The organism is Aeromonas jandaei (assembly GCF_037890695.1).
Taxonomy (GTDB): domain Bacteria; phylum Pseudomonadota; class Gammaproteobacteria; order Enterobacterales; family Aeromonadaceae; genus Aeromonas; species Aeromonas jandaei.
Map to the genome: position 1 here is coordinate 1,210,695 of NZ_CP149571.1, position 12,355 is coordinate 1,223,049.

9 protein-coding genes and 1 pseudogene are annotated in these 12,355 nt (G+C 60.9%); 4 read left to right on the plus strand and 6 right to left on the minus strand.

What is annotated here, in order from left to right; genetic code table 11:
- Nucleotides 1-164: 164 nt before the first annotated feature.
- From WE862_RS05905 to WE862_RS05930, 6 genes are all read right to left on the minus strand, one after another.
- Nucleotides 165-2,723: a TRAP transporter permease gene (locus tag WE862_RS05905; protein ID WP_042032280.1), complete on the minus strand. Its 2,559-nt coding sequence runs from the start codon at nt 2,721-2,723 to the stop codon at nt 165-167.
- Nucleotides 2,724-2,830: 107 nt separating this feature from the next.
- Nucleotides 2,831-3,802, minus strand: a complete 972-nt coding sequence (locus tag WE862_RS05910) for a TAXI family TRAP transporter solute-binding subunit (RefSeq protein WP_042032279.1) — start codon at nt 3,800-3,802, stop codon at nt 2,831-2,833.
- A gap of 407 nt (nt 3,803-4,209) precedes the next feature.
- On the minus strand, nt 4,210-6,363 hold the full coding sequence (locus WE862_RS05915) for a S9 family peptidase (protein ID WP_042032278.1): 2,154 nt from the start codon (nt 6,361-6,363) through the stop codon (nt 4,210-4,212).
- A 234-nt stretch (nt 6,364-6,597) separates the two neighbouring features.
- Nucleotides 6,598-7,029 (minus strand): DUF411 domain-containing protein, encoded by a 432-nt coding sequence (locus WE862_RS05920; protein ID WP_042032277.1) that lies wholly within the window; start codon nt 7,027-7,029, stop codon nt 6,598-6,600.
- A 45-nt stretch (nt 7,030-7,074) separates the two neighbouring features.
- On the minus strand, nt 7,075-7,398 hold the full coding sequence (locus WE862_RS05925; RefSeq protein ID WP_042032276.1) for a hypothetical protein: 324 nt from the start codon (nt 7,396-7,398) through the stop codon (nt 7,075-7,077).
- A gap of 88 nt (nt 7,399-7,486) precedes the next feature.
- Nucleotides 7,487-8,209 (minus strand): SDR family oxidoreductase, encoded by a 723-nt coding sequence (locus tag WE862_RS05930; protein ID WP_042032275.1) that lies wholly within the window; start codon nt 8,207-8,209, stop codon nt 7,487-7,489.
- A 143-nt stretch (nt 8,210-8,352) separates the two neighbouring features.
- Between WE862_RS05930 and WE862_RS05935 the strand changes: the two genes are divergently transcribed.
- From WE862_RS05935 to WE862_RS05950, 4 genes and pseudogenes are all read left to right on the plus strand, one after another.
- Complete coding sequence (locus WE862_RS05935; RefSeq protein ID WP_042032274.1) at nt 8,353-9,195, plus strand: LysR family transcriptional regulator; 843 nt, start codon at nt 8,353-8,355, stop codon at nt 9,193-9,195.
- A 95-nt stretch (nt 9,196-9,290) separates the two neighbouring features.
- Entirely contained in the window at nt 9,291-9,887 is a 597-nt protein-coding gene (locus WE862_RS05940) for an NAD(P)H-dependent oxidoreductase (protein WP_042032273.1), read from the plus strand.
- 67 nt (nt 9,888-9,954) lie between these two features.
- Nucleotides 9,955-11,813: pseudogene (locus WE862_RS05945) on the plus strand (monovalent cation:proton antiporter-2 (CPA2) family protein).
- Entirely contained in the window at nt 11,810-12,196 is a 387-nt protein-coding gene (locus WE862_RS05950; RefSeq protein ID WP_042032271.1) for a SirB2 family protein, read from the plus strand. Before WE862_RS05945 ends, WE862_RS05950 begins: the two are co-directional and overlap by 4 nt.
- Nucleotides 12,197-12,355 lie beyond the last annotated feature (159 nt).

The following is a 12,355-nucleotide window of genomic DNA, read 5'->3' on the forward strand; positions in this document are numbered from 1 at the left end:
CGGATTCCAATATGGAACATGCTTATTTGCGAGGGGGTGACATGGATATGTCACCCCACTTTTTTTCTGGCTGAAGGCGGGGGTTATCCCCTGGTATCAGCGCTTCAAAAAAGAGGGCCGCTGTCGCGGCCCTCTCTCGTTTCTCATGCCGATGCGGGAATCCATCAGCTTGCGCTGACCACCACACGGCGGCGCTGCAGCCAGATGATGGCGCCAAACAGCAGGAAGCCCGGGATCCACATCAGCTCTTTGCGCCAGCGGTCGGTCGGCGCCTTGACGGCCAGGATCTCCTGATCGAACTCCAGCCCCATGGCGGCGGCCGGGCTGCCGAAGGCGACGCTGTCGATCAGCGTCTTGCCATCCTGCTCATAGAGGGTGAGCCCCAGATTGGCCAGCCGCTCTTCACCCGTGGCCCCTTCCGGTACGGGCACCAGCAGGGTGAACTGGCGCGGCTTGCCGACCGCATCCTCTCCCATGACCCGGACGCGCAGGGGACTCTCCGCTTCCACCTCACCCATGGTCCGGGCCAGCTGGGCAGGCGGTGTCTGGCGATAGGGATCGTGGGCCAGATCCATCCAGAAGCCGGGGCGGAACAGGGTAAAGGCGACCAGCAGCAGCAGGATGCTCTCGTACCAGCGGCTCTTCACCAGAAAGTAGCCCTGAGTCGCTGCGGCGAAGATCAGCATGGCAATGGTGGCCACGATGAAGATCAGCACCCCGTGGGCGAAGTCCACGTTGATGAGCAGCAGGTCGGTATTGAAGATGAAGAGGAATGGCAGCGCTGCGGTGCGCAGGCTGTAGTAAAAGGCGGTGAGACCAGTACGGATGGGATCCCCTTTTGACACGGCGGCTGCCGCAAAGGAAGCCAGACCCACCGGTGGCGTCACATCCGCCATGATGCCGAAGTAGAAGACGAACAGATGCACCGCGATGAGCGGCACGATCAGCCCGTTCTGCTGCCCGAGCGTCACCACTACCGGCGCCAGCAGGCTGGAGACCACTATGTAGTTGGCGGTGGTCGGCAGCCCCATGCCGAGGATCAGGCTGAGCAGGGCGGTCAGCAGCAGCATCAGCAGCAGATTGCCCATGGAGAGCATCTCCACCAGATCCGCCAGTACCAGCCCAACGCCGGTCTGGGAGACGGCTCCGACTATGATCCCCGCCGTAGCGGTCGCAATACCGATGCCGATCATGTTGCGAGCACCGGCAACCAGTCCCTCGCGCAGATCGACCATGCCGTCGTTGAAGGTGCCGTAGTCGTGCTTGCCGTCGCGGCGCAGCCAGTTGAGCAGCGGTCGCTGGGTCAGCAGGATAATCACCAGCATCACTGTGCCCCAGAAGGCGGAGAGGCCGGGCGAGAGGCGTTCCACCATCAGGCACCACACCAGCACTACCACCGGCAGCAGGAAGTGAAGGCCGGAGAGCAGCACGGTGCGGGTGTTGGGCAACTCTTCAAGGGGCTTGTCCGGATCTTCCGCCGGCAGGGGATCATTGCTGGCGGCGATCTTCAGCAGACCCAGATAGGCGATGGCCAGCAGCAGGCCGATACCGGGCAGGGCATAGTCGCCCAGCGCCGGTTTGAGCCAGCCCAAGCCATAGTAGACCGCCATCGACAGTCCGCTGATGAGGGCCGCGCCAAAGGCAAAACCGGTCAGACGGTGCAGCCAGGGTTTCGGCTGATGGTTGCCGATGGGCTGCATGCCGAGCTTGAGCGCCTCCAGATGGACGATGTAGAGCAGCGCTATGTAGGAGATGGCCGCAGGCAGAAAGGCGTGCTTGATGATCTCCACATAGGGGATGCCCACGTATTCCACCATCAGGAAAGCCGCGGCCCCCATCACTGGCGGCATGATCTGGCCGTTGACCGATGAGGCCACTTCAACCGCGCCAGCCTTCTCTTTCGAGAACCCCACCCGCTTCATCATGGGAATGGTGAAAGTGCCGGTGGTGACCACGTTGGCGATGGAGGAGCCGGAGATGAGGCCGGTGAGGCCGGAGGCAACTACCGCCGCCTTGGCCGGGCCGCCGCGCAGGTGACCCAGCAGGCTGAAGGCGAGCTGGATGAAGTAGTGGCCGGCACCGGCCCGCTCCAGCAAGGCGCCGAACAGCACGAACAGGAAGACGAAGCTGGTGGAGACGCCGAGGGCGATGCCAAAAACCCCCTCGGTGGTGATCCACTGGTGGTTGGCAAGCGCAGTGAAGCTCACTCCGCGGTGGGCCAGCAGCCCCGGCATCCAGGGGCCCGCCAGACTGTAGGTGAGAAAGACGATGGCGATCACCGCCAGCGCCGGCCCCAACGCACGACGCGCCGCTTCGAGCAGCAGCGGAATGCCGACACAGGCCGTCACCAGATCGGCGGTGGTGAGGTTGCCCGGTCGCTGGGCCAGTGCCTGATACATCACGAAGAGGTAGGAGGCCGCGCCAGCCGCGATCAGGGCGAGAGCGATATCGCTAAAGGGCACCCGATCTCGCGGCGAGGTGCGAAACGCCGGAAACACCAGAAATGCCAGCAGCAGGGCAAAGGTGAGGTGAATGGAGCGGGTTTCGGTGTCATTGAGCACGCCAAAGCCGAGCATGAAGGGGAGCGGCGAGGCGATCCAGAGCTGGAACAGTGACCAGGCCAGCGCCAGCAGGGTGATGATGCCACCCATGGCACCAGCAGGGAGCCGTGCGCCCACATCCTGGGCGATCAGCTCCTCGGTAGAGAGTTGTTTGTCTTGCATAGGGTTAATTTGTGCCCACCAGTACAACAAGAGCGACACCCGCCCCCGCAATCAGGGGCGCGGCAGACGGGTGTCGGTGAGAGTGACAGCGGCCCGGGGGCCCGCGCTTAGATCCAGCCGCGCTCTTTGTAGTAGCGGGCGGCCCCTTCATGGAGCGGAGCGGAGAGCCCCACCTTGATCATGTCGGCCTCTTGGAGGTCGGCGAAGGCCGGGTGCAGGCGCTTGAAGCGATCCAGATTGTCGAACACCGACTTCACCAGCTGATAAACCACTTCGGGGTCGGTCTTGGCGCTGGTGGAGAGTACCGCCTTGCCGCCGATGGAGGGGGTCGGCTGGTCACTGCCCTTGTAGATGCCACCCGGAATTTCAGCCTTGGTGTAGTAGCTCTTCTCGGCCAGCAGCTTGTCGATCTCGGCGCCGGTGACCGGCACCAGTACGGCGTCAGTGGTGGTGGAGGCTTCCTGAATGGCGCCATTGGGGTGGCCGACGAAGTAGCTCATGGCGTCGATGTTGTTGTCACCGAGGGCGGAGGCCTGTTCGGCCGGTTTCAGCTCGGATACCAGACTGAAGTCGCCCTTCTGCCAGCCCTTGACCGCCATGATCTCTTCCATGGTGTCGCGCTGGCCTGAGCCCGGGTTGCCGATATTGACCCGCTTGCCCTTGAGATCATCGAAGCCGGCGACCTTGGCGTCCTTGCGGGCCAGAATGGTGAACACCTCGCTCTGCAGGGAGAAGACGGCGCGCATGTCATCCATGGCTCCTTCCGCCTGGAAGGGGGGCAGCCCTTTCATTGCCTTGAACTGGTGATCGGATTGCATGATGCCGAAGTTGAACTCGCCGCTGCGGATGCCGTTGACGTTGGCTACACCGCCGCCGCTGGCCGGGGCATTGCACTTGATCTGGTGATCGGACGCGCCGCGATTGAGGAAGCGGCAGATCGACTGGCCCGCCACGTAGTAGACGCCGGTCTGGCCGCCGGTGCCTATGGTCACGAAGCGCTCCTGCGCCTGTACCGGGCCACCAAACGACACGCCGACCAGAGCAGCCGACAGGGCGCATGCCAGGGATAATCCTTTCATGTTTTCCATCCTTTTCATTGAGTTATCTCACCCGTTCCACGAGTGAATTTATGGCGAGCCTGCGGCGTGAGCCGGGCTGGCCGATAGGGCCTCGTACGAGGAAAAGGTCGGGCTGTTACCCCCTCCCAAAAAAGCCACCATCATCCTGCGGTGAGATAACCGGCGTCCTGCCGGCAGAAGATAATTTGGCCCCTGAGGGGCCAAAGAAAAAGTTGTAACGGCTTCGATTAAGCACATCTCGCCAACAACAATCAAACAAAAGGGCAAAAAAGCAGCGTTTAATATCGAAAAGTTTGATGCCGATCATTAATTTGTTGATCGAGGATTAATTGTGCGGGAGGCGGGTGGGGAGTTGCGGAAGGTTTCTTTTGTAGCCCTTGCGTGGCAAGGGCTAGCGTCATATGAGATCAGTTTGCCGGGGTGGCCAGATCCAGGATAAAGGCGTACTCCAGCGCGATATCTTCGTAGGCTTTGAAGCGGCCAGACTTGCCACCATGGCCGGCGTCCATGTCGGTGTTCAGTAACAACTTGTTATCATCCGTCTTCAGCTCGCGCAGCTTGGCGACCCACTTGGCGGGCTCCCAATACTGCACCTGGGAGTCGTGCAGCCCGGTGGTAACCAGCAGGTTGGGGTAGGCTTGCGCCTTGACCTGATCGTAGGGGCTGTAGCTCTTCATGTAGTCGTAGTAGCGCTTCTGGTTCGGGTTGCCCCACTCGTCATACTCCCCGGTGGTGAGGGGAATCGACTCGTCCAGCATGGTGGTGACCACATCGACGAAGGGCACTTGTGCCACCACGCCGCGATAGAGTTCGGGTGCCTGATTGATGACGGCGCCCATCAGCAGACCGCCGGCGCTGCCGCCCATGGCGTAGACCTGATCCCTGGCACCGTAGCCTTGCTCGACCAGTGCCTTGGTGACATCGATGAAGTCATTGAAGGTGTTCTGTTTTTTCAGCAGTTTGCCATCTTCGTACCAGGGGCGACCCAGCTCCTCACCACCGCGGATATGGGCGATGGCGTAGACGAAGCCGCGATCGAGCAGGCTCAGGCGCGAACTGCTGAAGTCGGGATCCATGCTGGCGCCGTAGGAGCCGTAGCCATAGACCAGCAGCGGATTCTTGGCCGAATCGGCGAGACCTTTCTTGAACTTGTCCTTGCGATAGACCAGCGATACCGGCACCGATACGCCGTCGCGGGCGGTGACCCAGAGCCGTTCGCTGGCATATTGATCAGCCTTGAAGCCCGCCACCGGCTGTTGCTTGAGCAGGGTGCGCTGGCCGGTCGCCATGTCCAGCTCATAGGTGGAGGAGGGGGTGGTCATGGAGGAGTAGCCATAGCGCAGGGCGCTGGTATCCGGCTCCGGGTTGTAGGCGAGCCAGGTGACGTAGGCAGGGTCGTCGAAGGCGATCTCCTTCTGCTCACCGCTCTGCCAGTTGACCTGACGCAAGCGGGTCAGCCCCTTGCTGCGCTCTTCCAGCACCAGCCAATCCTTGAACAGGGCATAGCTCTCCAGCAGCACGTCCGGATTGGGGGCAATCACCGGCTTCCAGCGATCGACCGGGCTCTCCTTGGTTTCGTAGAGGCCGAAGTTCTTGCCGTCCTTGTTGGAGCGCACATAGAAGCGGCCGCGGTAGTGATCCAGGCTGTATTCGTGATCCACCTTGCGCGGCAGGAACAGACGGGGCGAGTGCTCCGGCAGGTTGGCATCGATCAGTCGCGCTTCGCCGGTGGTAGTGCTGGAGAGGGCGATGACGATGAAATCTTCCGAGGTGGTGGCGTAGAGGCTGACGTAGAAGGAGTCATCCTTCTCCTCGTAAACCAGCTTGTCCGTGGCCGGATCCGTACCGAGCGTGTGGCGGTAGACCTGATAGGGGAGCAGGGTCTGCGGGTGCTTGCGCACATAGAAGACGGTCTTGTTGTCGTTGGCCCACACCAGATTGCCGGAGGTGTTCTCCAGCGTGTCGGCGGCCCACTTGCCGCTCTCCAGATCGAGGAACTGGATCTTGTATTGGCGGCGGGAGAGATAATCCTCCGCCACCGCCAGCCAGCGGTTGTTGCGACTCACCTCAAGGGCGCCGAGGGCATAGAACTCGTGCCCCTCGGCCCGCAGGTTGCTGTCGAGGAGCAGGCTCGCCTGCTCCTCTCCCAGCCTGGTGCGGGAGTAGATGGCGTACTCCTTGCCCGGTTCATAGCGGGTCTGGTAGCGGTAGCCATTCTTCACATAGGGAACCGACTCATCCTGCTGGGGGATGCGGGCCACCATCTCCTTGTAGAGTTGCTCGCGCAGCGGCTTGGTGGGCTTGAGCATGGCTTCGGTGTAGGCGTTCTCGGCCTCGAGGTATTGCAGCACTTCCGGCGCCTGACGCTGATCGTCGCGCAGCCAGTAGTAGTTGTCGATCCGGGTGTCCCCGTGCTTTTTCAGTGTGCGGGGATGTTTGGCGGCCACGGGCGGCTGGATTGAGGTGTCAGGTGTCGTCATGGCAGGCTCTTCATTGGCATAAGTAGGGGGGAGAACTGTCAGAAAGGCTAGCAGCAGAACTCCTCGGGAAAAGGTAAACATGTCGCATCCTTGGCGCTGGAAAGGGTTGGCAGACCTGAGCATCGGCTCCATGAATTGGGGTTAAATCTGCCCCTTGTTGCCGATTGTTGCAAGCAATCCCTTGTTATTGAAGGAAAAGCAAACAAAAAAGGCCGCCATCTCGCGATAGCGGCCCCTTCTCTGGCCATGAGCGACAAGAGTCCGCTCAGGTGTGCCTCACATGATAGTGGAGTGCCGGTTCATGGCCAGTTGTCGTCAGCCGGGGTAGCGCGACCAGCTGCTGGTCGTGCCCTCGTTGCTGATGCTCAATACCTCGTAGGGCTGGCCGGGAATATCCATGCCCGGCGCACTCTGGGGCATGCCCGGAATGGTCAGACCGCGGATGGCAGGCCGCTCCTTGAGGAGTTTCTTCACGTCGGCGGCCGGTACATGCCCCTCGATCACATAGCCATTTACGATGCCGGTATGGCAAGAGGCCAGTTCCGGCGCAATACCGTATTGCTGTTTCACCGCGCCGAGCTGCTCGGTTTCGATGACTTCCAGTTCGAAGCCATTCTGCTCCATGTGTTCGTTCCAGCTTTGGCAGCAGCCACAATATTTGGATTTGTAGACGGTCATCTTCTCGGCCGCGAGGGCTGAAAAGCTGACGGTACCGGCCAGCATGGCCAGTAACAGGGGTTTGTACATAACTCACCTCAGATGAAAGAAAAGATGCTCGATACGGGATGACTTTCAGGCCTGAGTGCGAGGGGGGCGGTCGAGCCGCTCCAGCGGCGCTTCCGGCATATAGAGAGAGGGGGAGGAGAAGTCGGGACTATCCGGTTCCAACACCGCCACCGTCAGGCTGTCGCTGGCCAGCAGTGTCATCGAGAGCGCCGTGGTGAAACTGCCGCAGGGCATCGCTTTTTCCAGCGAACGTTCGCTCTGGCTGCAGTGGGTGGTCAGAGTACAGAGATCGGTTGCGGCCCGGCTGCCAAACGACATCAACACCAGCACCAGACTCCACAGGGGGAGCCAGCGACGGGCGTGAGCGAGTTGGCGACGGGTGAGAACCATGGAATGACTCGAAAATAACAAGGGGCACATGGTAACCCTGTGCCCCCGGGGAGGGTCAAGCCCTCCCCATAGTCCCCGTCAGCGCAGATTAAGGTTGCTGACGGGTGGCCGCCAGCACGATCTCGCGCACGCAGACGTTGGCTGGCTGGTTCCAGGCGTAGAGCACGGCATCGGCGATCACTTCCGGCGCAATGACGCCACCCATCTGATCTTTCCAGTCGTGATAACCGGCCTTGATGCTTTCGTCAGTGGTGTGGCTGAGCAGCTCGGTCTCGACTGCGCCCGGAGCTATGGTCACCATCCGCACGCCGACATCGGCCACCTCTTCGCGGATGTTCTCGGTCAGGGCGTGGACGGCGAACTTGGTGGCGCAGTAGGCGGCATGGTTCGGGAAGGTCTTGCGACCGGCGATGGAACTGATGTTGATGATGGTGCCACTGCGGCGCTCCTTCATCCCGGCCAGTACCGCATGGACGCCGTTCAGCACCCCCATCACGTTGATGTTGAGCATCTGCTGCCACTCGGCCGGATCCTGCACGTCAGCCTGACCCAGCAGCATGACGCCGGCGTTGTTGACCATGCAGCCGACCGGGCCAAATTTGGCTTCCGCCTGCTGGACAGCGGCCTTCATGGCGGCGGTGTCGGTCACATCGACCCCGATGCAGAGGGTATTGGGCAGACCGAGTGCCTGCATCGGCTCGACCCGGCGGGCCAGCAACAGCAGGGGATGGCCAGCGGCAGAGAATGCGCGGGCGATGGCGGCACCGATCCCGGCAGAGGCCCCGGTGATAACGACGAGAGCTTTGGACATGATTTTTTCCTTCAGATTCGATAGTCGGTTTGAGCCAACAAGCTGCTGGCCAGCGCGGAACAGGGTCACTATAGTCACTGCATCTATAAGTGATAAATATTGTTTTCCGCTGGTTATCATCTGAAAAAACTATGGTTGGGTTTATGCTGGATTTGCGACTGCTGCGTTTCTTCATCGCCATCTATGAAGAGAAGAACATCACGGCGGCGGCCGAACGCTGCCATGTCAGCCAGCCTTCTCTCTCGGCTGGGCTGCGCCAGTTGGAAGAGGCGCTCGGTGACAGCCTCTTCATCCGCGGCAAGAAGGGGGTGGAGGCGCGCGATCCTGCCCACTATCTCTATCCCCATGCGGTCAAGCTGGTGGAGGAGGCGCGTCGTCTGCCGGAGTTGTTTCGCCAGAAAGCGACGCGTGCGAGGCTCAATATCGCCATCATGCCCGACCTGAGCCGGCGTCGGGTGGCGGGGTTGCTGCAACGGGTACAGACGGTACTGCCCGAGCTGGATCTCACTCTCTCCGATTACGGCACGCCAGCCGACTGTCGGCTGACGCTGGACGCTCTGCGCCGGGAGGACGAGATCTTTCTGCCGCTCTGGGAGGAGGATTACGTGCTCTGCGTGCCGGTCGACCATCCCCTGGCCTGCCGCGAGAAAATCGAGCTGGCCGAGCTGCAACATTATGATTTTATTGAGTGCCCACCCTGTGAAGCTCATCAACAGACCATAGGCCTGCTGGCCTGTGACCGGCTTACCCTCAATCTGGTGGCCAAGGCCGAGAGCAAGGGGTTGGTGATGGCGCTGGTGCTGGCCGGGGTCGGCATCAGCTTTCTGCCGGACGGGCTGGTGGAGGATGAGGCGGGGCTCTGTACCTTGCCGGTGAGCGGGCCACGGATGTTTCGCCGGATCGGGCTTTGTTACCCCGCTCATCAGACCCTCAATCCGGCGCTGCGGGAGCTGATCCCCGAGTTGGCAGGCCACGGTGCTTCCTGATAAGGTCGCTTTCCTGTGCATCTTTACGATACGTCTGTCACACCCCTTTTCTCTTTTATCGCGCCAGCTCTGGCGCTTGTTCGGGTGATGTTGTCATGAAACGCATTCTGGTTATTTTTTCCCATCCCGCCTTGCAGGGCTCGCGGGCCAACAAGCAGCTGTTGCAGGCGATTGAGGGATTGGAGGGGGTCACGGTTCACGATCTCTACCACCACTATCCCGACATGTTCATCGATGTTAAGCGGGAGCAAGCGCTGCTGTCGGAGCACGATATCATCGTCTTTCAGCACCCGTTTTACTGGTACTCCTGCCCGGCCATCATGAAGGAGTGGATGGATCTGGTGCTGGAGTATGGCTACGCCTACGGCCCCGAGGCTCATGCCCTCAAGGGCAAGCAGTGGCTGAGCGCCATCACCACAGGTGGTGCGCCGGAGTCTTACTGCAGCGAGGGGTACAACAGTCGGCCGCTGCTCGATTTTCTGCTGCCCTTTCAACAGGCGGCCAGATTGTGTGGCATGAGCTGGCTGCCGCCTTTTGCGCTCCACTCGTTCCACAAGATCAAGGATCCCGCCGCCCTGCGCCGCTGCGGTCAGGATTATCGCCAGCTGCTGACGGCGTTGCGTGACGAGCAACTCACGCCGGAGCTGCTGGCCAGCCGCCCCTATCTGCGCGATCTGCTGGAGGTGCTCTGATGAAACATGGGCTGCATTTTGGCCGAGCTTATGAGCCGAGTCAGACGTTGAAACGGAGGGCTGACTGATGGGCCACGGGATCCTGTTTGATGCCTTTATCTATCTCTCGGCAGCGGTTATCGCGGTGCCGCTGGCCAAGCGCTGGGGGCTCGGTTCGGTGCTTGGCTATCTGCTGGCGGGGATCATCATAGGCCCCTTCCTGCTGGGGCTGGTGGGGGAGCAGAAGGATGTGATGCACTTCGCCGAGTTTGGCGTGGTGCTGATGCTGTTTCTGGTCGGTCTTGAATTACGCCCGGCCCTCTTGTGGCAGCTGAAGGGGCCGATCCTCGGCACCGGTGGCCTGCAGGTGTTGCTTACCACGGCAGCGCTGACCGGCGTGGCGCACCTGATCGGTCTGCCGCTGCAACAGGGGCTGGCCATCGGCCTGATTCTGGCGCTCTCCTCCACCGCCATCGTGTTGCAGAGCCTGCAGGAGCGCAAGTTGATGCAGAGCGAGAGCGGTCGCTCCGCCTTTGCCGTGCTGCTGTTTCAGGACATCGCCGTTATTCCTATCCTGGCGATCCTGCCGCTACTGGCCATGGCGCCGGTGAGCAACAGCGGCAGCTCCGAGCTGGCGGGCTGGCAACACGGTCTGCTGGTGGTGGCGGCCATCTCCGGCATTGTGCTGGGTGGCCACTACCTGATGCGGCCGGTGTTCCGGGCCATTGCCCAGTCCCACATGCGGGAGATCTTCGTCGCCGCCGCCCTGCTGCTGGTGATCGCCATCGCCGTGCTGATGGAGTCGGTCGGCCTCTCGCCCGCTCTCGGCTCTTTCCTCGCTGGCGTGGTATTGGCCGACAGCGAATACCGTCATGAACTGGAGGCGGACATAGAACCGTTCAAGGGCTTGCTGCTTGGCCTCTTCTTCATGTCGGTGGGGGCGGGCATCAACTTTGGCCTGTTTGCCGAACACCCTTTCCTCATCCCGACGCTGGTGGTGGGGCTGATGGTGCTCAAATGGCTGGTGTTGATGGCGCTTGGCTTTGTCTTGCGTATCTCGCCGAGCCAGCGCTGGACCAGTTCGGGCTGGCGCTCGCCCAGGGCGGTGAGTTTGCGTTCGTGCTCTTTTCGTTTGCCGCGCAAAACCGGGTGCTGCCCGGCGAGACCATCTCCCTGCTGACGCTGGTGGTTGCGCTTTCCATGGCGCTGACCCCGCTGCTGCTGATCCTCAACGATCGGGTGATCCAGCCCTGGTTCGATTACCGTAATCAGAGCGAGGTGCCGCAGCATGAGCAACCCGAATTGGTGGAGCATCCGGTGATCATCGCGGGCTTCGGTCGTTTTGGTCAGATCGTGGGGCGTTTGCTGCACGGGCACGGCATCGGCACCACCATCCTCGAGCAGGACGCCAGCCAGATAGAGACGCTGCGCAAATATGGCTATCAGGTCTTCTATGGCGATGCCAGTCGCCTTGATCTGCTCCATGCCGCCGGCGCTCACAAGGCCAAGTTGCTGGTGCTCTCCATTAACGACAGCGCTACTTCGCTGGCGGTGATCGAGATGGTGCAGAAGCACTTTCCCCATCTGAAGATCCTGGCGCGGGCGCAGGATCGTCCCCATGCCCACGAGATCCTGCGCCACGGTGTCGACAGCGTGTATCGGGAGACGCTGGGATCGGCCGTGGATCTGGGGGTGGAAGCCCTGACTCAACTCGGTTTTCGCGCCAACCAGGCATGGCGAGCGGGCCAGACCTTCAAACAGCACGACAACTGGTTGCTGCGCGAGCAGGTCAACTATCTCGACGACGAACACACCTATATCAACAAGAGCCTGCAATACCGGGAGATCCTCTCCGATCTGCTGCAAGACGATGAGGAGGGGCAGGAGCGTATTCATGCCCACAACTGGAATAGCGGGCTACCCGACGACGACAAGGAAGCAAAATGATTGCCTATTATCCCATGCTCAAACACCTGCACATGACGCTGGCGCTGGTCAGCCTGCTGCTGTTTGCCTACCGCTGGAGTCTGGCACTGTCCGGCAGCGCGCGGTTGCAGCAGAAGTGGCTGAAGATCCTGCCCCATATCAACGACACCTTCCTGCTGCTACTCGGTGTTCTGCTGGCGGTGGCACTGCAGCTGAGCCCGGGCCAGCAACCCTGGCTGCTGGCCAAGCTGATTGCTCTGGTGCTCTATATCGGTCTGGGTGTCATGGCGCTCAAGCGTCCGGCCCGTGGCCAGAAGCTGTTGGCCGGCTTGGCTGCACTGGCAGTGTTTGGCTATATGGTTGGCGCCGCTGTCACCAAGTCGCCCTGGTCATGGCTGATGTAAATCCGGTGAGGAGGAGAGCTTTCTCCTCCTCTTTTTATACGATTGGCTGTTAATCATTGATTGAGTGGTTTTTTATGCTGCCTCATTCATTTGATGCAGAGCTTTAATTTGATGTTTTTTCTGCAAATCTTTTCAGTTTTTAGCCTTCCTTACTGATTG

Bases quoted from the DNA above. Each gene is read 5' to 3' on its own strand.
- WE862_RS05935 (WP_042032274.1), top strand. From the start codon at position 8,353: ATGCTGGATTTGCGACTGCTGCGTTTCTTCATCGCCATCTATGAAGAG.
- WE862_RS05915 (WP_042032278.1), bottom strand. From the start codon at position 6,363: ATGTTTACCTTTTCCCGAGGAGTTCTGCTGCTAGCCTTTCTGACAGTT.
- WE862_RS05905 (WP_042032280.1), bottom strand. From the start codon at position 2,723: ATGCAAGACAAACAACTCTCTACCGAGGAGCTGATCGCCCAGGATGTG.
- WE862_RS05940 (WP_042032273.1), top strand. From the start codon at position 9,291: ATGAAACGCATTCTGGTTATTTTTTCCCATCCCGCCTTGCAGGGCTCG.
- WE862_RS05925 (WP_042032276.1), bottom strand. From the start codon at position 7,398: ATGGTTCTCACCCGTCGCCAACTCGCTCACGCCCGTCGCTGGCTCCCC.
- WE862_RS05930 (WP_042032275.1), bottom strand. From the start codon at position 8,209: ATGTCCAAAGCTCTCGTCGTTATCACCGGGGCCTCTGCCGGGATCGGT.
- WE862_RS05920 (WP_042032277.1), bottom strand. From the start codon at position 7,029: ATGTACAAACCCCTGTTACTGGCCATGCTGGCCGGTACCGTCAGCTTT.
- WE862_RS05910 (WP_042032279.1), bottom strand. From the start codon at position 3,802: ATGAAAGGATTATCCCTGGCATGCGCCCTGTCGGCTGCTCTGGTCGGC.
- WE862_RS05950 (WP_042032271.1), top strand. From the start codon at position 11,810: ATGATTGCCTATTATCCCATGCTCAAACACCTGCACATGACGCTGGCG.